Below are 24,931 nucleotides of genomic sequence, written 5' to 3'. Positions count from 1 at the left end.
ACTTGCACCTGTGGCAGGTTTCGATTACAGGTGTAGTCAAAAGGACGTTTCGACCGTCATGGAGGATGCCATGCCAGCGAGGAAGACCGGGGCGGAGGATACCGCGCCAGAACGGATCAGCGATGCCGAACACGCGGTCATGGAATCGCTATGGGCGCGCAGTCCGCAATCCGCTGCCGAGGTGTGCGAGGCGGTGTGCCAGGATCGCGACTGGTCGATCGCCACGGTCAAGACCTTGCTGTCCAGACTTGTAGGCAAGGGCGCTCTTGCGACCGAGCCGGACGGGCGTCGGTTTCTCTACTCACCATTGATCGAGCGCGCGGACTACGTCGGCGGGGAATCACGCCGGCTGGTCGATCGCCTGTTCGGTGGACGCGCGGCGCCGCTCTTTGCGCATCTGGCCGAGAACGAGGCGCTCAGCGATGACGACATCGTCGAGATCGAACGCCTTTTGCAGGAGCTCAAGGGGTGAGCGCGCTTTCGGATTGGCTGCTCGACACGTTCCTTTACACCGCAGCTTTGATCGCGCTGGTCCTGCTGGCGCGCCGTCCGGTGGCACGCCATTGCGGGCCGCAAATCGCCTATGGGCTCTGGTTGCTGCCGTTGCTCCGGTTCGTTATGCCGCCTGTCGTGTTGCCGGCCTGGATGGCGCCGGCCGAGCCTGTGGCGGCGACCCCGCAGACAATGGCCCCCGCGCTTGTTCTTATATCGGATGCGCCATCCGCCGCCGCGCCCGTTCCCGGCCCGGCACTCGGCATCGAAGTGGGCGACCTGCTGGCGCCCCTGTGGCTGGCCGGCGCGGTCCTGTTCCTTTTCTGGCGCGTGCGCGAATATCTCGCAATGCGCGCAGATCTGCTTTCCGAAGCCATGCCGGTAGGAGAAAGCGGCAAGGTGCGCCTGGTGGAAACGCCGGCGGTCAGCGCCCCCGTCGCCTTCGGCGTGCGCGACCGGGTGGTAGCTCTGCCGCCTGCCTTCATGGCGCACCATGACATTACGGCCCGCGATCTCGCGATAGCGCACGAGCTTGCGCACCATCGCGGCCACGATCTCGTCGCCAATATCGCGGCTCAGCCGCTATTGGCTCTGCACTGGTTCAATCCGCTCGCCTGGTGGGGCTGGCGAGCGATGCGTCGCGATCAGGAGGCTGCGTGCGATGCGCGCGTCGTCGCCGGACGGGCGCGGTCCGAACGTGCGGTCTATGCTGAGGTGATCGCCGGCTTCGCCGCCGGACGTCATCTGGCCTTGGCCGCACCGATGGCCTGTCCGGTGCTGGGCGAGAAATCGATAGTCCATCGCTTACGGAGCCTCACCATGACCGACGTTACCACCGCTCGCCGCCGCATCGGCATCGCCGCAATCGCAACCACCGCTATGGCTCTGCCGCTGACCGCCTCGATCAGCTACGCCGCCGAGGAGGCACCGACGCCGCCCGAGCCGCCCCTGGCGCCCGGCGCCCCTTCCGCCCCGAGGCCGCCCGAAGCGCCGCCGGCACCGGTTGCGCCCACACCGCCCCTGGCGCCGCAAGCACCGGATGCGCACGACGTGCACGGGCACGGGCACGGGACCGTGATCGTCGAGGATAGGAACGGCGAACACCGCGCGCTGACCATCGAGGGCGATACCCCTCTTTCGCAGAGCGAGGTGCGGGCTCTTCAGGCAGAACTTCGTCGTAGCATGGACGATGCGCACGACGACATCGAGCAGGCGCGGCAGGACGTCGAGCGGGCGCTCGAACAGGCGCATGCCGAACGTGAATATGCCCTCGAACATGCCCAACTGGCGCGCGATGCCGCAATGCGTGCAGCAGCGCAGGTCGAGTTCAGCTGCGAGGGGGATCAGCCGGTTGTCGAGCGGCGGTTGTCCGATGGCCGGCGCGCGATTGCCATCTGCCAGTCGGCGGTGACCGCTCAGGCCCTTGCCGGTCTCCATCAGGCGCGCGAGGCACTGGCTGCCGATCGCGACATTTCGGCAAGCGAACGCCGCGAAGCCATGCGCGAAATCGACGCAGCGATGCGCGAAATCCGGTCCTCGATGCGAGAGCTACGCGGGGTAGGCCAAATCTCCATGCGGACGGGTTCCGCGAGCGGACCGAATGCGGTGCGGGTCGCGGTGAGCTACCGGGTGGCGGCGCCGACGCCGCCTCTCCCGCCGCAGCCGCCGCGTTTGCCTGTCAATATCGTAGAAAGCTGAATTAACCGGCTTGTAATATACGGTTGTCGCACTGCGTGTCGTCGCCGGATTGCATTCCCAGCCTCAGCGCTTCCATACGTTGCCGGCTGGTGCCGTGGGTAAAGTTATCCTCCGAAACGCGCCCACCGGTCAGCCTGTCGTCCCCGATGGCGGCGGCGGCGTTCATCCCTTCTTCGAAATCGCCGGGTTCGATGGCGTTGCGGTTCTGCCCGGCCCAGACCCCGGCATAGCAATCGGCGTGGAGCTCCATCATCACCTGTAACTGGTTGGCTGCTCCCGGGTTTTGCTGCTGCGCGCTGCGGATCTGGTCGGCGATACCGGTGATCGCCTGAACGTGATGCCCGTATTCGTGCGCCATCACGTAGTAGCGCGCAAAGTCGCCGCCCGCCCCAAGCTGGTTCTGCATCGTGTCGTAGAAGCTGGTGTCGATGTAGATGCCCTGATCCTGCGGACAGTAGAACGGACCGACCGCGCTTGACGCCGATCCGCATCCCGACCCGGTCCCGCCACTGTAAAACCACAGCTTCGGCTGTCGGAAGCGATCCCCCAGGCCTTCTTCCTCGAAGCGCCGTGCCCATGTCTGATCCAGGGACGCCAACGCATTGCAAGCTTCCGTCGCGTACCGGTTGTCATCGCAAATGTCAGCCGCGCTCTCGTTCGATGCGGATCGCTCCGTCGGTGCCGATCGCTGCGCCTGTTCGACGGTGCCGAGCATCTGCGCCGGATCTACGCCGAAAACCAGCGCACCTATCAGCACGATGACTATACCGCCGCAACCCAGTTTCCCGCCAGGCAGACCGCCCCTGCCGCCGCTGCGACCGACTTTGATGCTGCCCGGATCGAACGGCCTGAGTTTCACGAGACGCCTCCCATAGATCCCGCCCAAAAGCCGAGAATTGTTCTGGACCCTTGCCCTCATGGCACTAGGAACCGGTTGCAGACCCAAATCCCGTGGAGATACGAATGTTCCTTGCAGGCCGCCGCGCTCTAGTTACCGGATCTACTTCTGGCATCGGCCTCGCCATCGCCCGCGCGCTTCACGCCGAGGGCGCCGAGATCGTTCTCAACGGGTTTGGCGATTCCGACGAAATCGCCCGGTTGCGACAGGAGATGGGGGGCGCCCCGTATTCGGGCGCGGACCTGACCAACGTCTCTGGCGTGGAAGAAATGATGGAGACGGCTGGCGCGGTCGATATCGTCGTCAACAATGCCGGGATGCAGCATGTTTCCCCGGTGGAAAATTTCCCGGTCGAGAAATGGGACGCGATCATCGCGCTCAATCTGTCGAGCGCGTTCCACACCGCGCGCCTCGCCGTGCCGCACATGAAGGAGAAGGGCTGGGGCCGCATCGTCAACACCGCCAGCGCCCATTCCAAGGCCGCCAGCCCATTCAAGACCGCCTATGTCGCCGCCAAGCACGGCCTTGCCGGACTGACAAAGACACTGGCGCTGGAACTGGCCGAGCACGGCGTGACGGCAAATTGCATCAGCCCCGGCTATGTCTGGACCCCGCTGGTGGAAAACCAGATCCCCGACACGATGAAGAGCCGCGGCATGACGCGCGAGGAGGTGATGAACGACGTGCTGCTGGCCGGTCAGCCGACCAAGAAGTTCGTCCAGCCCGAGGAAGTCGCCGCGCTCGCCGTGTTCCTGTGCCGCGACGAGGCGCAGAACATCACCGGCGCGAACTACTCGATGGACGGAGGCTGGACGGCTAAATAAGCGCGGTCGCGGCCTAGCGATCGGGGGATCACGTCGTTACATGGGCCGCCACGACTCAATCCCCTCGAATCGGTGGCATCTATGGAAATCGAAACCGGCCTGACTTTCGACGACGTCCTGCTGAAGCCGGCGGCAAGCGAAATCCTGCCCAGCCAGGCCAGCACGCGCACGCAACTGACACGCGAGATCGCCCTCAACATCCCGGTCATCTCGTCTGCCATGGACACGGTGACGGAGGCGGAGATGGCCATCGTCATGGCGCAGATGGGGGGCATCGGCGTGCTGCACCGCAATCTGACCGTAGAGGAGCAATGCGATGCCGTGCGCCGCGTCAAGCGGTTCGAAAGCGGCATGGTGATCAACCCCATCACCATCGCGCCCGACGCCACATTGGGCGAGGCGCAGGCGCTGATGGATCGCCACAACATCAGCGGCATTCCGGTGACGGACGCTTCGGGCAAGCTGTGCGGCATCCTAACCAACCGGGACGTGCGTTTCGCCGCCAATCCGCGCCAGCCCGTCAGGGAATTGATGACTGCCGACGATCTGGTCACCGTCAGCGAAGGCGTGAGCCAGGACGAGGCCCGCCGGCAACTGCATGCCCACCGTATCGAGAAGCTTCTGGTCGTCGATGGGGACTATCGCTGTGTCGGGCTCATCACGGTCAAGGACATCGAGAAGGCGGTGCTCAACCCCGACGCGACGAAGGATGCCGGCGGCCGCCTGCGGGTCGCGGCGGCGACCACCGTGGGCGACAAGGGATACGAGCGGACCGAGGCGCTGGTCGACGCCGAATGCGATGTCATCATCATCGACACCGCACACGGTCACAACAAGGCGGTCGCCGAAGCGGTGGATCGGGTGAAGAAATTGTCGAACCACGTGCAGGTCATCGCCGGGAACGTGGCGACTGCTGAAGCGACCAGGGCGCTGATAAATGCCGGTGCGGATGGTGTAAAAGTCGGGATCGGGCCCGGCTCCATCTGCACCACGCGGATCATCGCCGGCGTGGGCGTGCCGCAGCTTACCGCGATCATGGACGCCGCGAGCGCGGCGGGCGACGTACCCGTCATCGCCGACGGCGGTTTGCGTACCAGCGGGGACGCGGCCAAGGCGCTGGCGGCGGGCGCGTCCACCGTCATGGTTGGCAGCCTGCTCGCCGGGACGGAAGAGGCGCCTGGCGAGACGTTTCTTTATCAGGGCCGCGCCTACAAGGCATATCGCGGTATGGGCAGCGTGGGCGCGATGGCTCGCGGGTCCGCCGATCGCTACTTCCAGCAGGACGTGTCCGATCAGATGAAGCTGGTGCCCGAAGGGATCGAGGGGCAGGTCGCGTTTAAGGGGGCGGCACGCGATGTGGTCCATCAACTCGTCGGCGGCGTGAAGGCGGCGATGGGCTACACGGGTTGTTCCACCATCGCCGATCTGAAGACCCGAGCGAAGTTTATCCGCATCACCAATGCCGGTCTGTCGGAAAGCCATGTTCACGATGTCAGCATCACCCGCGAAGCGCCGAACTACCCCACCCGGTGAGGGATGCGGCCCGCCTCGCCTCGGCGATAGAAATACTCGATACGGTCATTTCTGCCGCCCGCTCCGGAGGGGCGCCGGCAGACCGGATCCTGGCCGACTGGTTCAGATCGCACCGTTTCGCCGGATCCAAGGACAAGCACGCGATACGCGAACTCGTCTATGACGCGATCAGGGCCTGCGGTCCCGTTCCTCCGACGGGGCGCGCGGCGATGGTGCGCCTGTCGAAACTGCGACCGGAACTGCGCGACCTCTTCGACGGGTCTCAGTATGGTGCGGCGCCGATCGATGACGGCGAGCAAAGCGCCGATGGCGGTATCGCGCCGCACTGGCTGGAACAACGCCTTGCCGCCTCGGACGTCGGGACCGAAGCGGCCTCGGCTTTGCTCGGACGGGCACCGCTCGATCTTCGCGTGAATGCCTTGAAGTCTTCGCGCGAGGGCATTTCCCTGCCGGAGTCCGGCGAGAAGCTTGCTGCACCGCACGCCCTGCGCTTCCCGACGGGGACCAGGGCGGACCGGTGGAAGGCCTACGAGCAGGGGTTCGTGGAAATTCAGGATCATGGCAGCCAGCTGGCATGTCTGGCGACCGAAGCCCGGCCAGGCGAATGCGTCATCGATCTTTGCGCGGGGGCGGGCGGAAAGACGTTGGCGCTTGCCGCGGCGATGGACAATCGCGGGACGCTCGTCGCTGCCGATACCGATCGCGGACGGCTTTCCAGACTGGGGCCGCGGGCCGAACGGGCGGGGGCGCGGATTGCCGACACCGTGTTGCTCGACCCCGGTAAAGAAATGCAGGCACTCTCGACCTGGAAAGGCGCCGCCGACCGTGTCATCATCGATGCGCCCTGTTCGGGCATGGGCACGTGGCGCCGCAATCCCGAGGCGCGCTGGCGCCTTGGCGAAAGGGAACTGGAGCGGCTTGCTGCGCTTCAGCAGCGGTTGCTGGGCGTGGCCGCCGATCTGGTGAAGCCTGGCGGAGTGATGACCTATGTCACCTGTTCGCTTCTGGACGAGGAAGGGGCTGTGCAAATCGACAGGTTTCTCGCGGGGCATCCCGACTGGACTGCCCGCCGACCCGATCTGCCGCTCGGGCAGCCGCGCGGGAAAGGAGTTCGTCTGACACCGTCCCGGGACGGAACGGACGGTTTTTTCATCGCCTGTCTATGTCGGGCGTGATACGCCTTTCCCGATGACCGATACTCCGCCAATCGCCGCGGCCAACGACCGGTCACGATGGAAGGAATTGTTCATGCGTTACGCGCCCGCCGCCGCCCTGTTGTCGCTGTTCGTGGCAGTGAGCGCGAGCGTGGGTTTTGCCGAGGATCATCAACCCGATCCGCGTGCCGCTGCGCTGGTGGCGGAAGGCCGTTCGCAGATGCAGGCAGGCAACGTGCAGGATGCGATCAGTTCGTTCGAGGCAGCGCTCGCCGTCGATCCGGCCTACACCGCGATCTATCTGGACCTCGCTTCCGCGGCGCGGGCGGAGGGATTGCAGGGTAAGGCGATCCACTTTTACCGCGAAGCGCAGGAGCGCGATCCGGAGAACCTCGCAGCGATCGCGGGTGAGGGGGAAGCCCTGGTCGAGAAGGGCGCGATATCCGCCGCGCGCGAAAACCTGAGCCGGCTGCGCGATCTTTGCGGCAGCGATTGTGCAGAAACCGCGACACTGGCTGCCGCGATCGATCGCGGTCCTCTGGTGATGACGGCCGAAATGGTTACCCAGGATGAAGAGGTGACGCAGAACTGATCGGACGGATTTCTACAGCAGTCGGAGTCGTGGTTTGAATTCGGCCACGACCGCTTCGTAGATCGGTTTCTTGAACGGCACGATCAACTCTGGCAGCAGATCCGGATCGACCCACTTCCATTCGCAGAATTCCGGATGTTCGTGGGCCTCCAGGTCGATGTCGGCATCACTGCCGGTAAAGCGGACCAGATACCACTTCTGGCGCTGCCCCTTGTAACGCCCGCCCCACAGCTTGCCCTGCAAATCTTCCGGCAGGTCGTAGAACTGCTCCTGCTCCATGCGATGGACAATCTCAAGGTGTTGCGGGCTGGCCCCCGTTTCTTCGCCGAGTTCGCGGAGCATGGCGACATCGAGATCCTCGCCCAGATCGACGCCGCCCTGCGGCATCTGCCACCAGTCGCCTTCGCGATTGTCGATGCGTTTGCCGACGAAGGCCTCACCCCTTTCGTTAACCAGCATGGTGCCCACGCATGGGCGATATCGGAGATATTCGGGATCCTTCATTCACCGGGTGATAGGATCGCGGGAAGGCGAATTCCAGTCATTGCTCGCTGGACAGAAAAACTTGATTGTCCTTGGTGACTTGGGAACCTAGGTCGCCCGCTCACGCTGAAGGCAGCAGGAAAGAGGAATAATGGCGACACAGCAGGCCGAGCGACGGCCGGACCTTTCGAAGCGGGACGCCATTGTCGTGCGTTTCGCCGGTGACAGCGGCGACGGGATGCAACTGACCGGCGGCCAGTTCACGTTGTCCACCGCGCTTGCGGGCAACGACCTGTCGACATTTCCCGATTTTCCCGCCGAAATTCGTGCGCCGCAGGGTACGTTGTTCGGCGTTTCGGCATTTCAGATCAATTTCGGAAGCCGGCAGATCAACACCGCTGGCGACGCGCCAGACGTTCTGGTGGTGATGAACCCGGCGGCCCTGAAGGTAAACCTGGAAGCGTTGCGGCCGGGCGGCCTCATCATTGCCGATACGGGGGAATTCACGAAGCGTAATCTCGACAAAGCGAAATACGACGCCAACCCGCTGGAAGACGGAAGCCTCGCCAGGTGGGACGTTCTCGCGTTCGACATTTCAGCCCTGACCATAGAGGCGGTGAAGGATTTCGGGCTCGGCAACAAGGATGCCCTGCGCTCGAAGAACATGTGGACGCTGGGCCTGGCATTATGGATGTTCGATCGCGATCGCCAGCCGATCGTCGACTGGCTGAACGACAAATTCGCCAGAAAGCCCGATATCGCCGCTGCCAATATCGCGGCGCTCAACGCCGGCCATGCCTATGGCGAGACGGCGGAATTGTCCGGTCCCCTGCAACAGGTTGCGATGCCGCCGCTGGAGCAGGAACCCGGGCTTTATCGCACGATCACGGGAGCGGAGAGCATTTCACTCGGCCTAGTCGCCGGAGCGCAGCTCGCCGAACTTCCCCTGTTCTTCGGCGGCTATCCGATAACCCCGGCCAGTGCGATCCTGCACCATCTCGCACGGCTCAAGGAATTCGACGTCATCACATTTCAGGCGGAGGACGAAATCGCCGCCATCTGTGCCGCCATTGGCGCGAGCTACGCGGGGCAGCTTGGCGTCACCAGTTCTTCCGGCCCGGGCATCGCGCTGAAGACCGAGGCGATGGGTCTGGGAATCATGGTCGAATTGCCACTCGTCATCGTTAATTCCCAGCGAGGCGGCCCGTCCACCGGACTACCGACCAAGACCGAGCAAAGTGACCTTTACCAGGCCGTCTACGGGCGAAATGGCGACGCCCCCATGCCGGTACTGGCCGCTCGTTCGCCGGGCGACGCGTTCGACGTTGCGATCGAGGCTTGCCGTATCGCAACGCAGTACATGACGCCGGTCATGTTGCTGACCGACGGTTATATCGCGAACGCCGCGGAGCCATGGAAAGTCCCGGATCCTGCCGCCTACGAGCGGTTTCCGGTCACTTTCCTGCAAGAGGCACCGGCAGGTGAGGAGTTCCATCCCTATATCCGGGACGAAAAAGGTGCGCGACCCTGGGTAAAACCGGGCACGCCCGGCCTCATGCACCGCGTGGGCGGGATCGAGAAGAACGCGACGACAGGGAATATCGACTATTCGCCCGACAACCATCAGGCGATGACCGACGCGCGCAAGAACAAGGTCGCCGGGATCGTCGTCGCGGATCAGGAAATCGAGCTTGGCGAGCCGTCGGGAGAACTGGCCGTGGTAGGCTGGGGCAGCACCTTCGGCCCGATCCGCCAGGCAGTCAGTCGGTGGATCGCGCGGGGGCGCAAGGTCAGCCACATCCACGTTCGTCACATCTGGCCCCTGCCGGCGAATCTGGGCGAGATGCTCGGCCGCTTCGATCACGTGCTGGTTCCGGAAATGAACACTGGCCAGCTCAAGACCTTGCTGCGCGACCAGTATCTCGTCAGGTGCGAGAGTCTGACAAAGACCAGCGGCCAACCGTTCCAGATCGCGGAGCTCGAAGAAGCGATCGAGGCTTACTTCGACAGGATCGACGGAAACGAGGGCGGTCAGGTGCCAGTAAATGACGAGCAGCTTCCCCCCATTTCGAGTAGCGCCGACAATTGAACCTGTTGGTGTCGCAAAGTTTTCAGGATAGGGCTCGGTACCCGCTTTCCGCACAGGAGATTGCTAGATGCGACATCAACGAACGAAGAAGAACCGGGTGGCCCTTATCGTCTTTTTTGTGGCGATCGCCCTGGCCGCTTTGTTCTGGATCATGAACTGATACGTTGAAAAGCGAACCATGAACCAACTGACGAAGATCGAAACGAGCCTGAAGGACTGGGAAACCGACCAGGAGGTGCGCTGGTGTCCGGGTTGCGGGGACTACGCTATCCTGAAGGCGGTGCAGCGCACCCTTCCGCAACTCGGAGCGGACCCGGCGAACACCGTTTTCGTCAGTGGCATCGGCTGTTCCAGCCGCTTCCCCTACTACATGGAAAGCTACGGCTTCCATACGATCCATGGCCGCGCGCCTGCCTTTGCGACCGGAATCAAGCTGGCCAACCCGGATCTCGATGTCTGGCTGGTCACTGGCGATGGCGATGGCCTTTCGATCGGCGGTAACCATCTCATGCATGTCCTGCGCCGCAACGTCGACATGCAGATCCTGCTGTTCAACAACGAGATCTACGGCCTCACCAAAGGCCAGTATTCGCCCACCAGCCGGGAAAACACGAGATCGCCCTCCACGCCTCTCGGATCGGTCGATCACCCGGCCAATCCCTGCGCTTTCGCGCTCGGGGCGGGGGCGCGGTTCGTGGGGCGTGGAATCGACGTGTCCAGGAACCTGCCCGATATCCTCACCGCCGCTCATGCCCATCGGGGCGCGGCCTTTATCGAGATCTTCCAGAACTGCATCGTCTACAACAAGGACGTGTTCGATGATTTCGCGCGGCCCAAGGGCGCCGATCAGCAACAGCTTTGGCTCTCACACGGCGAGCCGATGCTCTTCGGCAGCGAAAAGACCGGCGGCGTGAAGGGACTGAGGCTCGATCCGTCACGCTTCGCTTTCGAGGTCGTCGATGTGTCTGACGGCGATTGGGAAGCGGCCGGCGTCGTTGTGCACGATGCCACCAACCGCGTGCTCGCTCACATGCTCGTCGAATTGCCTTTCGGGCCGTTCCCCATGCCGCTCGGCGTCATCTACGACGATCCCAAACCGACATACGAGGCAGCCGTCCATGACGAGAAGCGCCGGGCTAGCGAGGGCAAGGAAGCAAGCTTCGCCAAACTCCTTGCCAAGGGCCAGACCTGGACGGTTGACGGCACCGCGCAGGATCCGGTCTGACGCGGACTTGCCAGTGTTATGCTGACTGCCTAAGCCCGCGAAAGATCGAACCAATCGGCTGAAAAGCTGCCGGTTCGTACGCTTGGGATACATTCGATTTTATGCTGATGGCAGCCCCGAACAGGCTGATACAGGACCGGCGCAGCTTCATCCGGTCCTTCACCGTGCAGGTTTGCGCGTGCATCGTGCTGGGCTCGGTAGTTCCGACATTTTTCTATTTCGGAGGAAACGCGCCGTTCCTTCAACCGGGGCCGATCAAGCATTCGCTGATCGCGTCGATCATCGCGACGATCGCTGCGATCTTCTTTGCGCGGCGGGTAAACATCTATCCCGGTGTCAAGCAATACGGCACTGTCATTCCGACATTCGTTTCGAGCTTCGGCATCGTGGCGATGGGCATTCTCGCCCTGCGTATCGAATACTCGATACCCGTTTTCGGCATCAACGCCTTCTGGTCCACGGTAATCTTCCTCTGCTTCGTCGGCCTCGACGCACGCTCGGACGACAATGTCTTCTACGCCGTGCGCGGTGGCCGTATCGAACGCCTCGGCCAGATGGGGCTGAAGACCGTGCCGTTGCGCGAACCGATCCTGCCAACGGGGCAGGGCGCGATGATCGTCGCCGACCTTCACCATGATCATGGCCCGGACTGGGAAGCCATGCTGGCGCGGGCTGCATTGGCGGGCATCCCCGTGTTTCACTTCAAGCAGGTCTACGAGGCAGCTACCGGAAAGGTGCAGGTCGAGCATCTTTCGGAAAACAGCTTCGGATCGCTTCTGCCCAACATGTCCTTCTTGCGGGCGAAGCGGGTGGTCGACGCTTTGCTGGTCCTCGCCCTTGCGCCTCTGCTGCTCGCCCCGATGCTGCTGGTTGCGCTGTTCATCAAGCTGGAATCGCCCGGACCCGCCCTGTTCCGGCAGTATCGCAGCGGTTATCGCGGGCTGCCTTTCAAGGTCGCGAAGTTTCGCACGATGCGAACCGAAAGCCTGTCGACCAGCGAGGATGAACGCCGCGCCAGTGCCATGACGAATGACAACGATCCCCGCATCACGCGCGTCGGGGGGTTTCTTCGCCGCACTCGCATCGACGAATTACCGCAGATGTGGAACATCCTGCTCGGTCAGATGAGCTGGATCGGACCACGGCCGGAAGCCGTGGACCTGGCGAACTGGTATCGCCGCGAAATCCCGTTCTACGATTACCGTCACATCGTGAGACCCGGCATCACCGGGTGGGCGCAGGTAAATCAGGGGCACGTCACCGACCTTCATGACATCGACGACAAGCTTCAGTACGATTTTTATTACATCAAGAACTTCTCGTACTGGCTCGACCTGCTGATCCTTGCCCGTACTGCTTTCGTTGTCCTGAGCGGACATGGCGCGCGGTAGTGCGCGGCTAGGCTAGCAGTCGGTCGACCAAAGCGTCCCACGCCTCGTAAACCGAACGACGACTGAACTTCTCGACCACCATCGACCTGGCGTTGCGGCCTTGCGCAAGCCGCTGTTGCGGCCTGTCGGCGTAGTCGCAGAGGGTATCGACGAGATGGTCGGACGCTCCCTGCTCGATGATGGCTCCGCATTTTCGGTCATGAACCAGCGGCGCGATCTCGCCATCGCTGTCGCCGATGAATACGACCGGCCGTCCGCTGGCCGCGGCACCGTAGAACTTGCTGGGCACGATGAGACCTTCCAGTGCCGGCCGCAACGACACCCAGTGAACGTCGGGAACGGTAAGCGAGAGGTTGAGCCGCTCGCGAGGCTGATAAGGTTTGACAACGAAATTGGTGAGGCCGCGGCGAGCGATTTCCGCTTCGAGGTGGGGGTGCAGATAGCCACCACCGATGACCAGGAACCGGATGTCGTCCCGCCCCATAGCCTCCAGCCGTTCCGCTGCATCGAGTACCGTGTCCACCTCGTGCGCCCGGCCGAGATTGCCTGAATATCCGACCACGAGATCGTCAGGACCAAACCCCCATTCGCGCCGCAGCGGGTTGTCGATCGCGTCTACTGGTGTGATCGCTTCGTCATCGGTCATGTTGGGAATGACGACGATCCGTTCCTTCTTCACACCTGCTTGCCTCACGATCTGTGCCATTCGCTCTCCGATCGCGATATTCATTGTGGCATCACGCAAGGAACGGTCGCGTGAAGCGCGCACCATTGACGCCAAAAGGCCGTTCTTACGGAGAACAGCGAAGGCTTCTGCGACCTCCGGATAAAGATCCTGCAACCAGGTTGCGCGCCTGGCTCTCTTCAGACGTGCGGCCAATCCGACCGGCGCGGAAAGAACCGGAGGATCGGTCTTGGCGATGACTACATCGCCTTCGCGGGCGAGTGAGAGAACCTTTGCAAAGGCACCGATATAGAAGCCGAGATAATCGGCGACGCGCCCAATGACATTGGCACGCCCGAACCGCGGTGTCGTGACACGGTGGATCACAACACCCTGACGGACCTCGTTCGCCGGGTAGGGCGCTTCGTCGCCTTCGTAGGAAAGGCGACTGGCGATGACCTCGACCCGATAACCCCTGCCGACGAGGTAGAAGGCGATATCGCTGAGAATCTGGGAAGTGGCACTGCGATCTGGCCAGAAATAGCGATTGACGAAAATCAACCGAGGCGCGGCCACCGACTGTCTCGACAGCTCGTTCATGGCGTTCTCGGACGCTTTGCAACGTCATCGACCTGGCCGACCGCAATTCCCGTTACCGATCGTATAGCGGCGGGCAGATCAATCCCCTCGCGCCGCATGAGCGCCTCGATCTCCTCGATCCGGATGTCGACGTAAAGACGGTACCAGAAGCCCTGCAGGACATGGAACTGAAAGCCCCGCCTCCCGTCGAGAAAACCGAGCGCGAAGACGTAGCGCAGGAGAAAGAACGCCAAAGCGCGCAAGCCCGAGGGTAATCGACGGTAGATACGATCCTTGATCCATCGCTTGATCCGCGCCTGCCGCGTCATGGTCAGTCCGGTGGACTCTTCCCTCCTTTCGTTCAGCAGGAGTTCGATCGCTTCGCGGTTGGCATAGGCCTGGTGTTTGTCGGTCCACCAGGCAAGATCGTTGAGATTGTCGTCAAGCAGTTCGATATCGAGTTTGGCCACCGGCCCATCGACGACGATGTGTTCGTCCATCCAGCGCGCCTCGCATCGGCCAAGTCCGGCGCGAAACAGACGCAACTGCCGCGTGCGGGCGAGGCCGCGCCTGATTGGTTTACCGCGAAAGGTCATCGTGCGCGTGAAGGTGAAGCCTGCGGCTCCCGGGCGGTCGGCAAGTTGTTCTGCGAAGCGGCGATACCAGCCCTTTTCGAGTATCTCGTCCGCGTCGAGACGCAAGACCCATTCCGCATCCTTGTCGACAAGCCGGAGCCCATGATTGAACTGGGCGGCGTGATTGACCCAGGGATTGGTTTCGAAGCGCGCTCCCATTTCCCTCGCGATGGCTTCTGTCGCATCGGTACTGCCCGAATCCAGGACGATGACGCTGTCGCTATCAGCAGCCACGCTGGCGATAGCACGGCGCAGATGTCGCTCCTCGTTTTTGGTGAGGATGATAGTCGTGACTCGCGGATCGTTCATCGGTCGGCTGGCTGCTCGGTGATCAGCTTGTTGTCGGCGTCTTCCACGAACAGGGCACTTTCGCTGACGGGCCGGGCGGGATTGCCGGCGACCACCGTGTTCACGGCTACGTCCTTCATGACGACGGCGCCGGCGGCCACGACCGCACCTTCGGCCAGGGTGACGCCGGGTCCGATCAATGCCCGAGCCGCGATCCAGGCCTTGGCCTTCAACTCGATCGGGGCTCCAACGAGTGTGAAGGCGCTGTCGAGCGTGTGGCTCGCCGTGCAAAGATACGACTTCTGACTGACGGTAGCCCCACGCCCGAGCCGTACCGGCGCGACGTTGTAGCAATCGGTTTCCGGACCCAGGCACGAACCGTCTTCCATCACGAGATTCCACGGTGCCCAGATCCGTGCCGATGGATAAGCGTTCGTCGCCCGTCCCATTCTCGCGCCGAAAAGTCTCAAGAGAAAGCGTCGCCATGTATGAAGCGGGACCGGGGTAGGGCGAAACATGGTGAACCAGACGAACGTCCAGGCAAACCGCTTTACTCGAAGCGGGAAATCCGGCGGGGGAAGCGGGTCATGAGCCATGATGAATGCAACGCGCCGAAACCGGACCTGTCCAGTCGCGCCCTTCGATCCCGATCACGTGATGGCGGCGAGGGCCGCGGCGGAAGGGGTTGATTTAAACGCGCCGCCATTTCAACGCAACCACCGACTCGAGCGCTGGCAGCCGGACCGGATGATGCCTTGGCGGAACGATGCCATCCCGGCGGTTCACGTTCGCGATCCGAACCAGCTGACCATAAAGGGAGGATACCCGTGACGTTATCGGTGGGCATGGTCCTAACCAGCATATCGCGCAATGCGGGCGGTTTGTTCAATTCGGTGAGAGCGGCAGTGCAGCAGCTCGAACTGGCCGGTTGCGAAGTCAGTGTCTACGCCATCCGCGACGAATTCAGCGAAGCGGACCTTGCCGCCTGGCGTCCGATCGTCCCGCGTCTGTTCGACGCCGCAGGTCCACCTTCGCTCGGCTACGCGCCCACGTTATCAGGCGCGCTCGGTGATCACGACGTGCTCCATCAGCATGGCCTCTGGCAGGCTATATCGATTACGACTGCGCGCTGGGGACACCGTACCGGTCGTCCTACCGTGATCGCGCCACGCGGCATGCTCGACCCCTGGGCGCTTCGAAACAGTGGCTGGAAAAAAAGGATTGCGAGCGCGCTGTACGAGAACCGCAATTTGCGAACCGCTGCCTGCATTCAGGTTCTCGGTCTGTCGGAAGCGCGATCGGTGCGCGCCGCCGGGCTGGCGGCGCCCCTCGCCGTCATACCCAACGCCATCACCCCGCCGCTGAAGGACTGCGCGGAACGCTTCGATCGTTCCGGACGGCGAACACTGCTTTTCCTCGGCCGCCTCCATCCCAAGAAAGGTCTGTCCGAGCTGATCGAGGCGTGGGGCCACCTTGCGCAAAGCAGTCCCGCTCTGGTTCGCAAGTGGCGACTGGAACTGGCCGGGTGGGACGATGGCGGACACCTGGAGGCGCTGCGACGGCAGGCGGCGAACTTGCCGGATGCGTGCGAGGTCATCTTTCCCGGCCCCGTGTTCGACGATAGCAAGCACGAGGCGTTCTGCCGCGCGGACGCCTTCATTCTCCCCTCCTATTCGGAAGGCCTCCCGATGGCGGTCCTCGAAGCATGGGCCTATTCCCTTCCGACTTTCATCACAGATGAATGCAATCTTCCCGAAGCGTTCGCCGAGGGCGCCGCAATCCGGATCGAAAGGGATCCCCGAAAACTGGCCGAAACTCTGTCCGCGCGACTGGAAGAGAACAACGAAGCGATCGGAGCACGCGCACGCCAGCTATGTGCAGAACGGTTCACCTGGTCCAGCGTCGCTGGCAATCTGATACAAACCTATCGCTGGCTTCGGTTCGGAGAAGAGATGCCCGCGTGCGTGATTCCGCGCGCCGGAGCGGTAGACGACTTCACTGGTTTCGGAAAAAGGCAGAACCCGGCGCATTAGGGACAAAGTGGCTTTATGCGTTTTCGTACGACGTTCGGCTCGGGGCGAGCGTGAACGTCTCCTGGCTGGGTCGCGCCGCCCGCATGTCGGATCGGAACCAGCACACACTTGATTCGCTCCCCTTCTCGAAGGGAGACTACTCATCGCCAAACCCCAGATCGTATGGTTGCGCCGCGACCTGCGCCTGCGCGATCAGGCAGCATTCTGCGCCGCCGCCGATGCCGGCCCGGTAATCCCGGTATACGTCCTCGATGACGAGACCCCGGGAAATCGAAAACTGGGCGGCGCGGCGCGCTGGTGGCTGCACCATTCACTGAAGTCGCTCGATGACGATCTCGGCCGACACCATTCGAAACTTGTCCTGAGACGGGGAAGGGCTGCGGACATACTGGCCGAACTCGTCGCGCAAACCGGTGCCGGTGCCGTCCACGGCATCCATCATTATGAGCCCTGGTGGCGCGAGGCGGAAAGGGACTTGGCCGAAAGGACAGAATTGCACCTGTATCACGGCAATTACCTCATGCCGCCCGGCAAGGTTACGACTGGCGCTGGTGATCCGTACAAAATCTTTACCCCGTTCAAGAACGCCATGTTCGACCGCATTCACGGCTTCGACGTGCTGGAAGAGCCTTCGTTGACCAATCCAGACGACTGGCCCGAAAGCGACAGGCTGGACGACCTGAACTTGTTGCCGAGTACGCCTGACTGGTCGGGCGGCATCGGCGAGGCGTGGACGCCGGGCACCAACGCTGCAATAGCAAGATTCGAGGACTTCCTGGACAAGGTTTCCGATTACGAGGATGACCGCAATCTTCCGAGCGAAGACGGGTCTTCCCGCATGAGCCCCCACCTGCATCACGGCGAAGTCTCGCCACGAATGCTGTGGGACGCCATGAGCCGGCATACCAGCGAAGGAGCGCGTACCTATCGTAGCGAGCTGATCTGGCGCGATTTCGCGCAGAACCTAATCTATCAGTTCCCCGACTATCCCGAGAAATCGTACCGCGACGGGTATGACGACCATCTGTGGCGAAACCCCAACCGCGGTCACTTAATCGAGAGTGAGCTGGAAGCCTGGCAGAACGGGCGGACCGGATACCCCATTGTCGATGCGGGAATGCGGCAGCTCTGGCAGACAGGCTGGATGCACAATCGCGTGCGGATGATCGCAGCGAGTTTTCTCATCAAGCATCTGCTGATCGACTGGCGTCACGGCGAACGGTGGTTCTGGGATACGCTTGTCGATGCCGATTACGGCTCCAACGGGTGCAATTGGCAGTGGGTCAGCGGAACCGGCGTCGATAGCAATATGTTCGTTCGCATCATGGCACCGCTCAGCCAATCGGAAAAATTCGACGCGGCGGACTACATTCGCAAATTCGTACCCGAACTTGCCGACATGTCGGATGAGCAGATACACGATCCCCCGGACGAGTGCCGACCCGAGGCCTACCCGGCGAAACTCATCGGCCACAAGGAGGCCCGCGAGAGGGCGCTCGAGGCCTATCATGCGATGAAGGATTAGAGGCGTTCCGCATCTTGCCGGTGTGGAGCCGCCTCGTCATAAGGCCGACCATGCACGGGACGAACGCGCGCGGCGGTGAATTGTTGAAGGGTGGCAGGCGGTTCGGTCCGAAGCCCGGTATGCTGACGCGGATAATTTCGCCCGGTGCGCGGAAGATCCTGAACAAGATCGACGGCGGTCTGAAGACCGGCACGTTGATCGGACATCTGCCGGACGGCAGCACCGTAACGTTAGGCGGGCACGCGCCCGGTTTCGAGTGCGAGGTGACCGTTCACGACTGGCGCGCGCTGATGCGGCTGGCACTCGGCGGATCGGTGGGTTGGTACGAGGCGTGGGCGGCGGGGGAGTGGTCGAGTCCCGACCCGGTGCCGCTCTTCGCCCTGTTCATGGCCAACACGACAGGATTGGGTGACATCGCGCGGGCCAAGGGGCCGTGGCGCCTGGCTGCCAAAGCGTTCCATTCACTGCGTGCGAATACGCCGGCTCGCGCTGAACGGAACATTCATGCGCACTACGACCTCGGAAACGATTTCTATGCAGCATGGCTCGACCCGACGATGAGCTACTCATCGGCTATAGACATGCAGGCAACCGCAGCGCTCGAGGATTCGCAAGTCGCGAAATGGCATCGCCTGTCCGAGCGAGTGGGCGATCCCGACACGGTTCTCGAGATCGGCTGCGGCTGGGGGGCGTTGTCGGCGTATTTCGCCGAGAAGGGCTGCGACGTGACTGCTATCAGCCTCTCGGATGAGCAACTGGAGTGGGCGCGCGAGAGGTATCCGGACGTGCAGTTCCGCAAGCAGGACTACCGTGCCGTTCGCGGGCGGTTCGATGCCATCGTCAGCGTTGAAATGGTCGAGGCCCTGGGCCGGGAATACTGGCCGGACTTCATGGATTGTCTTGCCCGCAACCTCAACCCCGGAGGATGCGCCGCCCTTCAGTTCATCACCATTCGCGAGGACGTGTTCGATGCCTACGCCGCGAGCGCGGATTTCATCCAGGCTTACGTATTTCCCGGCGGCATGCTTATTTGCGCCAGCGAATTTCGGCGACTTGCCGAAGAACGAGGGCTTTTGTGGAAGGATCAGGAAGATTTCGGTCTCGATTATGCCGAGACACTAAGAGCATGGCGCGAGAATTTCGATCGCGCGGTGGCCGAAGACCGGTTGCCTGCGGGTTTCGATCGCGGCTTCTGCGACCTGTGGCGCTACTACCTCCAATACTGCGAAGGCGGTTTTCGCGGCGGGGGGATAGACGTGAGCCAGGTCACGCTCATTAAACCGCTTGGCGGAAAAGGGTGAGCGAAGCGGTAGGACTAAGTTTACGCGCCGCTGCTAGGGCGCGGGGGTGGTCGATCTGTCTCCTCAATCGCTTGCCCGGACGCAGGATGTGACGCGCGTCCTGCTCGTCATCGGCACACGTCCCGAAGCGATCAAGATGCTTCCCGTCGTGCAGGCGCTCCGAAACCTGCCCGAAATCGACCTGAGTGTGGTCACTACGGGGCAGCACCGGCACATGCTGGATCAGGTTTTCGTCGTCTTCGGTGAGCGGCCTGACATCGATCTCGACCTCATGCAGCCCGGGCAATCATTGGGCGGCGTTACCGCAGGCGTCATGCGGGAAATGGAAACGCTGATTGCCGAGCGTCAGCCTGGCCTGGTCGTGGTCCACGGCGATACGACGTCCGCGATGGCCGCTTCGCTGGCGGCATTCTATGCGCAGGTTCCCGTCGGGCATGTCGAGGCTGGATTGAGAAGTCATGACATTCACCGCCCCTGGCCCGAGGAATATAACCGGATATCCATCGATTCCGTGGCCGAACTCCTCTGGGCTCCGACCGAAGGAGCGGCCGACAATCTGCGCGCCGAACGGGCGTATCGACGGAACATCACCATCACCGGCAATACCGGCATTGACGCATTGCTGCATGTCGCGTGCAGGCTCACCGGGGACGAACTGGGCACCCTGAACCTTTCTCTCGACCCGGCGAAGAAGCTGGTCCTCGTCACTGGACACCGCCGGGAAAGCTTCGGCGAGGGTTTTTCCCGCATCTGTGATGCTCTCTCCCGACTGGCGACTCGGGGTGATGTCGAAATCGTCTATCCGGTCCACCTCAATCCTAAAGTGAAAGACGTGGTGGAAGAGCGACTGGGTCATTGCCGGGGCATCCACCTCGTCCCGCCGGTCGATTACGTAACGATGGTCGCCTTGATTAAGGCAGCGCATCTCGTGCTCACCGACAGTGGCGGCATTCAGGAAGAAGCGCCTGCGCTCGGCAAGCCGGTGCTCGTCATGCGAGACGTGACCGAGCGGCCAGAGGCGGTGGGAACAGGTGTAGCCAGTCTCGTCGGAACCGATTCCGCGAAGATCTTCGCGGCGGCGTCACGCCTGCTCGACGACGACGATTACTACGCCGGCCGCGCGCGCGCGGTGTTCCCCTACGGCGACGGCACGGCGGCCGAGAAGATCGCTGCGAGTGTGGCGCAGTTCGTGAAGGCGCGGGCGCGATGAGGATTTGCACCGTCGGCCTCGGTTATATCGGGCTGCCCACCGCCGCCATGATGGCCAGCCGCGGGCATGAGGTCATCGGCCTCGATGTCAACCAGGCGGTGGTCGAGGCAGTCAACGCGGGGCGCGCGCATTTTCAGGAACCGGACCTGCAGATGCTTCTTTCGGCGAGCGTCGATACCGGACGTCTGCGCGCGACGACGACGCCCGAACCGGCGGAATTCTTCGTCATCGCCGTGCCCACACCGTTGGTTGATGAGGGACCGGACATGACCTTCGTTGAACGGGCGGCGCGAATGATCGCGCCCGTGCTGGAGAAGGGCAACGTCGTCATCCTCGAATCGACGTCGCCCGTCGGCAGTACGGAGCGGCTGGCTGAAATCTTCACCGAAGAACGGCCCGATCTCGCATTTCCCCGCTACCGCGACGAGGACAGCCGCGCCGATGTGGCACTGTGCCATTGTCCTGAACGGATTTTGCCCGGACAGATGCTGCGCGAACTGGTCAGCAACGACCGCATAATCGGCGGCATGACTCTCGACTGCGCGCACAAGGCGGCACGACTGTATCAAAGCTTCGTGATGGGCACCTGTTACGTCACCGACAGCCGCGTCGCGGAACTGTGCAAACTTTCCGAGAATGCCTATCGCGACGTCAACATCGCCTTTGCAAACGAATTGTCGATCATCTGCGAGAAGCTGGGCACGGATATCTGGCAGGTGCGCGAGCTGGCGAACCAGCACCCCCGCGTCAACATCCTGCAACCGGGCGCGGGGGTGGGCGGGCACTGCATCGCCGTCGATCCCTGGTTCATCGTCCATTCCGCGCCCGAGGAAGCGCGCCTCATCCGCACGGCGCGGATCGTGAACGACGACAAGCCGCACCGCGTCGTCGCCACGGTCGCGCGGCTGGCCGACCGCTTCAAGCGACCCACGATCGCGTGTCATGGCATCACCTACAAGCCGGACGTTGACGACGTGCGCGAAAGCCCGGCGCTGGAAATCGTGGAGGAAATCGCAAAGCTGGACGGCGCGCAGGTGCTTGTCGTGGAACCCAATCTCGACCGGTTGCCCACATCGCTGAGCGGGCGGGAAAACGTGCGCCTCGTATCCTCCGACGAAGCGCGCGGCGCTGCCGACATCGTCGCCTTCCTCGTTGGGCACCGGCAGTTCCGGCGGCTGGACGCGGACAGCTATTTGTCGAAGGCCGTGGTTGATACGACCGGCATGTTCTCGACACGCAAGGCAAGGGCGATGGAGCGGGATTGAGGAGTCGTATCGCGCAACGGCCAACGCTATATCGCGTTTTCGGATGACATGCCGGATAGCGGTCAGACAGTCTCGTTTTCCCCCGTTCCGATCCGTCCGCATACCACCGGCGGAACATTCAGGTTCATCGCCAACTGGGATCTTGCGGGAGGCGGAACGGTGCATGCGCACGACGGTGGAGTCGCGCTCGTCCTCAGACGGGGCCAGGGTGGCAAGGGTTGGGCACGCAACGCCCTGCGCAATTATGGCCGCTTCGAACTTTATCGCGAATCCTGCGGTCGCCTTCGCATTGTCTCACACTTGATCGCTTGATCGAGCGCCGAAAGACGTTTTCGCGATGCGCTAGCCGCGATAGGTGCCGTCTCCGCGATAACGGGCGAGGATGTTGTCGTGCACGATGGGCGAGAGCAGATTGGAAAACGCGCAGCCGGCGACCCCGTTTTCCCACCACACGACCTCCGATTGCAACGATTCGAGACCCGGCAGGGTCAGCCAGCAGATCGAGCCGACATGCATGCGGTTCAGTGCGGTGGCCGAAAAGCCGCTGAGCGAGAGGTCGTTTACGACCGTCTGAAACGAACGCATACCGGAGGTGCGCAACTGCGCCGGGATGACGATCTTGGTGCGGACAGCGCTGCGATCCTCCTGCGCGGCGACTTCGTAGCGGCCAAGCGTGTTCTGCATGGTCATCGTGCGGGTTCCCCATCCGTCGTTGGTGCGTGGCACGATGAAGACGAAGCTTCGCGCCGTGCTTTTCGCACAGTGTCGCAGACTGCCTAACAACAGATTAGCGCGGATGGTTAATCGGGTTCGGGAACCCGCTCACGATGCAGATTGGCAAAGTCCTCGACGCAAAGCGTGGCGATCCGATCCGCCACCACGTCCGGCGACTTGACAGTCTGCGGATCCTCTCCGGGATAGGCGCGGGCGCGCATCTCGGTGCGGGTAGCGCCCGGATCGAGAATAGCCACGCGGTTCTCGGAAATGCGCTCCACCTCCTGCCCGTAGGTCAGCAGCAGGTTGTCGAACGCCGCCTTGGTGCTGGCATAAGCGCTCCAGAACGGTCGCGGTTCAGCGCCTACCGAGCTGGTAAGGCCGATGACCCGCCCGGCTTCGGCGCGTTTGAGCAGCGGATCGAAAGCGGCGAGCAGCGCCTGCGTGGCCAGCAGGTTGAGGGTTATCGCCTGATTGAACTGCTTGCCATCGATCTGGGTCACCGGGGTCAATGTCGGCAGGTAGGCCGCCGCGATGATAAGGATATCAAGCTTTTCCCACCGCTCCGCCACGGCCTGGGAAAGTTTGGCGATCGAATCGCTTTCTGCCAGATCCATAGGGGCGATGGTGGACGTGCCGCCGTCGGCATGAATAGCATCTTCGACATCTTCCAGCTCACGCACCTTGCGTGCGGTCAGGATCACGTGAGCGCCGTGTGCGGCCAGCGCTTTCGCGGTCGCCGCGCCAATGCCCCGGCTGGCTCCGGTGACGAGGGCGACCTTGCCGGCGAGCGGCTTGCTTGCGTCGGTTTCTGCCATCAGGCTACCTTGTTCACGGGAAGGGTAAGCTGCGCTTCGCGGTCGTGCCGCTGCGCCAGATCAGTCAGCGGCGTCGGATATTCGCCAGTAAAACAAGCGTCGCAGTATTGCGGACTGTCGCCATCGCGAGAAGCCAGACCGACCGCGCGGTAAAGGCCATTTATCGATACGAAGGAAAGGCTGTCGGCCTGAATGAATTCCCGCATGGCGGACAGATCCATCCGTCCCGCCAGCAACTTGGACCGTTCGGGCGTGTCGACCCCGTAGTAGCATCCATGACCAGTAGGCGGACTGGCCACGCGGAAGTGAACTTCGGCAGCACCTGCATCGCGCATCATCTGTACGATCTTGAGACTGGTCGTCCCGCGCACGATGGAATCGTCGATGAGCACGATGCGCTTGCCTTCCACGATCGCGCGGTTGGCGTTGTGTTTTCGCTTCACGCCCGCATTGCGGGCTCCGTCGGAGGGCTGGATGAAAGTCCGGCCCACGTAATGCGAACGTATGATGCCAAGCTCGAAGGGAATCTCGGACTGCTGCGAGTAACCGATGGCGGCCGGCACACCGCTGTCGGGAACGGGCACCACGAGATCGGCGTCGCATGGCGCCTCGCGCGCGAGTTCGATGCCGATGTTCTTGCGGCTTTCGTAAACGCTGCGCTGATTGAAAATGGAATCGGGCCGGCTGAAATAGACGTGCTCGAATATGCAGGGCCGGGCCTTGCGCTCGCCGAAGGGCCGGTGAGAACGGACCGTGCCGTCGAAATCGACTTCGATGAATTCGCCTGGATCGACCTGTCGGGTGAATTCCGCTCCCACTACGTCCAACGCCACGGTCTCGCTGGCGAAGACGATCGCGTCCCCGAGCTTGCCCATGACGAGCGGCCGAATGCCGAGCGGATCGCGGCAGGCGGCCATGCCACGCGGCGTCATCACGATGAGGGCGTAGGCACCCTCGACCAGTCGAAGCGCGTCGATCAGCTTGTCGAGCATGGTGGGATAGCGACTGGTGGCGACCAGATGGATGATGACTTCCGTGTCGCTGGTGGACTGGAAGATCGCACCCTTGCCGACCAGTTCGGATCGCAAAGCGCGCGAATTGGAGATATTACCGTTGTGCGCAACCGCGAAACCGCCACTCGCCAGTTCGGCATAGAGCGGCTGCACGTTGCGCAAACCTGCCCCGCCAGTCGTCGAATACCGAACGTGACCCATCGCCACGTGTCCTGGCAACTCGGCAATCGAATCGCCGGACGAAAAATTGTCCGCGACATGTCCCAGGCCTCGGCGCGTGAAGAATTCGGCACCGTCGAAACTGGTTATGCCGACCGCTTCCTGCCCCCGGTGTTGCAAGGCGTGGAGGCCCAGCGCGGTTGCGGCGGCGGCATCTGCCCCCCCGATGACACCGAACACGCCGCACTCCTCGTGCAGTTTGTCGTCGTCCGTGTCGCGCGGATTCTGGGCGAAGGTCATCGGATTACCGTCGAGTGAGAGAGGCGATGCTCCAATGGCGTCGTTGCC

22 protein-coding genes are annotated in these 24,931 nt (G+C 62.6%); 14 read left to right on the top strand and 8 right to left on the bottom strand.

The features are described 5' to 3' along the window. Positions 1-70: 70 nt before the first annotated feature. Together EG799_RS02085 and EG799_RS14255 are read left to right on the top strand one after the other, a co-directional pair. Positions 71-472, top strand: coding sequence for a BlaI/MecI/CopY family transcriptional regulator (locus tag EG799_RS02085; RefSeq protein ID WP_123878111.1), 402 nt, complete (start codon positions 71-73; stop codon positions 470-472). Beyond that, the gene (locus tag EG799_RS14255; RefSeq protein ID WP_123878109.1) at positions 469-2,190 is read left to right on the top strand and encodes a M56 family metallopeptidase; all 1,722 of its coding nucleotides are present in this window, start codon (positions 469-471) and stop codon (positions 2,188-2,190) included. Before EG799_RS02085 ends, EG799_RS14255 begins: the two co-directional genes overlap by 4 nt. Before the next feature lies 1 nt (position 2,191). Here the strand turns inward: EG799_RS14255 and ypfJ are convergent, their stop codons facing one another. Further along, entirely contained in the window at positions 2,192-3,049 is an 858-nt protein-coding gene (ypfJ, locus tag EG799_RS02075; protein ID WP_123878108.1) for a KPN_02809 family neutral zinc metallopeptidase, read from the bottom strand. A gap of 104 nt (positions 3,050-3,153) precedes the next feature. Here ypfJ and EG799_RS02070 point away from each other — a divergent pair, with 104 nt between their 5' ends. The 4 genes from EG799_RS02070 to EG799_RS02055 all read left to right on the top strand — a co-directional run bounded on the left by EG799_RS02070 (position 3,154) and on the right by EG799_RS02055 (position 7,191). Continuing rightward, a complete protein-coding gene (locus EG799_RS02070) occupies positions 3,154-3,912 on the top strand; it encodes a 3-hydroxybutyrate dehydrogenase (RefSeq protein WP_181950863.1) in 759 nt (252 codons plus the stop codon). Between the two features lie 81 nt (positions 3,913-3,993). Next, on the top strand, positions 3,994-5,445 hold the full coding sequence (gene guaB, locus EG799_RS02065; RefSeq protein ID WP_123878106.1) for an IMP dehydrogenase: 1,452 nt from the start codon (positions 3,994-3,996) through the stop codon (positions 5,443-5,445). After that, positions 5,442-6,620, top strand: a complete 1,179-nt coding sequence (locus EG799_RS02060) for an RsmB/NOP family class I SAM-dependent RNA methyltransferase (protein WP_123878104.1) — start codon at positions 5,442-5,444, stop codon at positions 6,618-6,620. Before guaB ends, EG799_RS02060 begins: the two co-directional genes overlap by 4 nt. Positions 6,621-6,633: 13 nt before the next feature. Then, positions 6,634-7,191, top strand: coding sequence for a tetratricopeptide repeat protein (locus EG799_RS02055; protein WP_234028974.1), 558 nt, complete (start codon positions 6,634-6,636; stop codon positions 7,189-7,191). 12 nt (positions 7,192-7,203) lie between these two features. Here the strand turns inward: EG799_RS02055 and EG799_RS02050 are convergent, their stop codons facing one another. Next, the gene (locus tag EG799_RS02050) at positions 7,204-7,695 is read right to left on the bottom strand and encodes an RNA pyrophosphohydrolase (protein WP_123878102.1); all 492 of its coding nucleotides are present in this window, start codon (positions 7,693-7,695) and stop codon (positions 7,204-7,206) included. Positions 7,696-7,825: 130 nt separating this feature from the next. On the opposite strand from EG799_RS02050, the gene EG799_RS02045 reads away from it, so the two are divergent. From EG799_RS02045 to EG799_RS02035, 3 genes are all read left to right on the top strand, one after another. Further along, positions 7,826-9,763: a 2-oxoacid:acceptor oxidoreductase subunit alpha gene (locus EG799_RS02045; protein WP_123878100.1), complete on the top strand. Its 1,938-nt coding sequence runs from the start codon at positions 7,826-7,828 to the stop codon at positions 9,761-9,763. A 178-nt stretch (positions 9,764-9,941) separates the two neighbouring features. Then, positions 9,942-10,988 carry a 2-oxoacid:ferredoxin oxidoreductase subunit beta gene (locus EG799_RS02040; RefSeq protein ID WP_123878098.1) on the top strand — a complete coding sequence of 349 codons (1,047 nt, stop codon included), beginning with the start codon at positions 9,942-9,944 and terminating at the stop codon, positions 10,986-10,988. Positions 10,989-11,095: 107 nt separating this feature from the next. Continuing rightward, a complete protein-coding gene (locus tag EG799_RS02035) occupies positions 11,096-12,379 on the top strand; it encodes a sugar transferase (protein WP_158610986.1) in 1,284 nt (427 codons plus the stop codon). 7 nt (positions 12,380-12,386) lie between these two features. On the opposite strand, the gene EG799_RS02030 is transcribed toward EG799_RS02035, so the two are convergent. The 3 genes from EG799_RS02030 to EG799_RS02020 are packed head-to-tail and all read right to left on the bottom strand — an operon-like array spanning position 12,387 to position 14,994. Then, the gene (locus EG799_RS02030; RefSeq protein WP_123878094.1) at positions 12,387-13,643 is read right to left on the bottom strand and encodes a glycosyltransferase family 4 protein; all 1,257 of its coding nucleotides are present in this window, start codon (positions 13,641-13,643) and stop codon (positions 12,387-12,389) included. Further along, on the bottom strand, positions 13,640-14,566 hold the full coding sequence (locus tag EG799_RS02025) for a glycosyltransferase family 2 protein (RefSeq protein ID WP_123878092.1): 927 nt from the start codon (positions 14,564-14,566) through the stop codon (positions 13,640-13,642). Before EG799_RS02025 ends, EG799_RS02030 begins: the two co-directional genes overlap by 4 nt. Continuing rightward, entirely contained in the window at positions 14,563-14,994 is a 432-nt protein-coding gene (locus tag EG799_RS02020; protein ID WP_199798260.1) for an LbetaH domain-containing protein, read from the bottom strand. The genes EG799_RS02025 and EG799_RS02020 overlap by 4 nt, the downstream gene beginning before the upstream one ends. A gap of 378 nt (positions 14,995-15,372) precedes the next feature. Here EG799_RS02020 and EG799_RS02015 point away from each other — a divergent pair, with 378 nt between their 5' ends. From EG799_RS02015 to wecC, 5 genes are all read left to right on the top strand, one after another. Continuing rightward, the gene (locus tag EG799_RS02015; protein ID WP_123878088.1) at positions 15,373-16,578 is read left to right on the top strand and encodes a glycosyltransferase; all 1,206 of its coding nucleotides are present in this window, start codon (positions 15,373-15,375) and stop codon (positions 16,576-16,578) included. A 142-nt stretch (positions 16,579-16,720) separates the two neighbouring features. Beyond that, the gene (locus EG799_RS02010; protein WP_123878086.1) at positions 16,721-18,103 is read left to right on the top strand and encodes a cryptochrome/photolyase family protein; all 1,383 of its coding nucleotides are present in this window, start codon (positions 16,721-16,723) and stop codon (positions 18,101-18,103) included. 50 nt (positions 18,104-18,153) lie between these two features. Next, the gene (locus EG799_RS02005; RefSeq protein ID WP_123878084.1) at positions 18,154-19,404 is read left to right on the top strand and encodes an SAM-dependent methyltransferase; all 1,251 of its coding nucleotides are present in this window, start codon (positions 18,154-18,156) and stop codon (positions 19,402-19,404) included. 88 nt (positions 19,405-19,492) lie between these two features. Next, complete coding sequence (wecB, locus tag EG799_RS02000; protein WP_123878082.1) at positions 19,493-20,614, top strand: non-hydrolyzing UDP-N-acetylglucosamine 2-epimerase; 1,122 nt, start codon at positions 19,493-19,495, stop codon at positions 20,612-20,614. Then, positions 20,611-21,879: a UDP-N-acetyl-D-mannosamine dehydrogenase gene (gene wecC, locus EG799_RS01995; protein ID WP_123878080.1), complete on the top strand. Its 1,269-nt coding sequence runs from the start codon at positions 20,611-20,613 to the stop codon at positions 21,877-21,879. Before wecB ends, wecC begins: the two co-directional genes overlap by 4 nt. Positions 21,880-22,221: 342 nt before the next feature. On the opposite strand, the gene EG799_RS01990 is transcribed toward wecC, so the two are convergent. The 3 genes from EG799_RS01990 to purF form a co-directional block, all read right to left on the bottom strand. After that, complete coding sequence (locus EG799_RS01990) at positions 22,222-22,569, bottom strand: PilZ domain-containing protein (RefSeq protein WP_123882605.1); 348 nt, start codon at positions 22,567-22,569, stop codon at positions 22,222-22,224. Between the two features lie 110 nt (positions 22,570-22,679). Then, complete coding sequence (locus tag EG799_RS01985) at positions 22,680-23,411, bottom strand: SDR family NAD(P)-dependent oxidoreductase (RefSeq protein WP_123878078.1); 732 nt, start codon at positions 23,409-23,411, stop codon at positions 22,680-22,682. Next, on the bottom strand, positions 23,411-24,883 hold the full coding sequence (gene purF / locus EG799_RS01980) for an amidophosphoribosyltransferase (protein ID WP_123878076.1): 1,473 nt from the start codon (positions 24,881-24,883) through the stop codon (positions 23,411-23,413). The genes EG799_RS01985 and purF overlap by 1 nt, the downstream gene beginning before the upstream one ends. Positions 24,884-24,931: the final 48 nt, after the last annotated feature.

Origin of the sequence: Aurantiacibacter spongiae, from assembly GCF_003815535.1 — a bacterium.
Lineage (GTDB): Bacteria > Pseudomonadota > Alphaproteobacteria > Sphingomonadales > Sphingomonadaceae > Alteraurantiacibacter > Alteraurantiacibacter spongiae.
The sequence above is the reverse complement of the archived record's forward strand: the minus strand, read 5'-3'. Positions and strand labels throughout refer to the sequence as shown.

What these genes read in the sequence shown, in the direction of transcription:
- wecC (WP_123878080.1), top strand. Translation starts at nt 20,611, where the DNA reads ATGAGGATTTGCACCGTCGGCCTCGGTTATATCGGGCTGCCCACCGCC.
- EG799_RS01990 (WP_123882605.1), bottom strand. Translation starts at nt 22,569, where the DNA reads ATGACCATGCAGAACACGCTTGGCCGCTACGAAGTCGCCGCGCAGGAG.
- guaB (WP_123878106.1), top strand. Translation starts at nt 3,994, where the DNA reads ATGGAAATCGAAACCGGCCTGACTTTCGACGACGTCCTGCTGAAGCCG.
- EG799_RS02050 (WP_123878102.1), bottom strand. Translation starts at nt 7,695, where the DNA reads ATGAAGGATCCCGAATATCTCCGATATCGCCCATGCGTGGGCACCATG.
- EG799_RS02045 (WP_123878100.1), top strand. Translation starts at nt 7,826, where the DNA reads ATGGCGACACAGCAGGCCGAGCGACGGCCGGACCTTTCGAAGCGGGAC.
- EG799_RS02005 (WP_123878084.1), top strand. Translation starts at nt 18,154, where the DNA reads ATGCACGGGACGAACGCGCGCGGCGGTGAATTGTTGAAGGGTGGCAGG.
- EG799_RS02085 (WP_123878111.1), top strand. Translation starts at nt 71, where the DNA reads ATGCCAGCGAGGAAGACCGGGGCGGAGGATACCGCGCCAGAACGGATC.
- EG799_RS02025 (WP_123878092.1), bottom strand. Translation starts at nt 14,566, where the DNA reads ATGAACGATCCGCGAGTCACGACTATCATCCTCACCAAAAACGAGGAG.
- EG799_RS02055 (WP_234028974.1), top strand. Translation starts at nt 6,634, where the DNA reads ATGACCGATACTCCGCCAATCGCCGCGGCCAACGACCGGTCACGATGG.
- EG799_RS02040 (WP_123878098.1), top strand. Translation starts at nt 9,942, where the DNA reads ATGAACCAACTGACGAAGATCGAAACGAGCCTGAAGGACTGGGAAACC.
- EG799_RS02020 (WP_199798260.1), bottom strand. Translation starts at nt 14,994, where the DNA reads ATGGGACGGGCGACGAACGCTTATCCATCGGCACGGATCTGGGCACCG.
- EG799_RS02070 (WP_181950863.1), top strand. Translation starts at nt 3,154, where the DNA reads ATGTTCCTTGCAGGCCGCCGCGCTCTAGTTACCGGATCTACTTCTGGC.
- EG799_RS01985 (WP_123878078.1), bottom strand. Translation starts at nt 23,411, where the DNA reads ATGGCAGAAACCGACGCAAGCAAGCCGCTCGCCGGCAAGGTCGCCCTC.
- purF (WP_123878076.1), bottom strand. Translation starts at nt 24,883, where the DNA reads ATGACCTTCGCCCAGAATCCGCGCGACACGGACGACGACAAACTGCAC.
- EG799_RS02035 (WP_158610986.1), top strand. Translation starts at nt 11,096, where the DNA reads ATGGCAGCCCCGAACAGGCTGATACAGGACCGGCGCAGCTTCATCCGG.
- EG799_RS02030 (WP_123878094.1), bottom strand. Translation starts at nt 13,643, where the DNA reads ATGAACGAGCTGTCGAGACAGTCGGTGGCCGCGCCTCGGTTGATTTTC.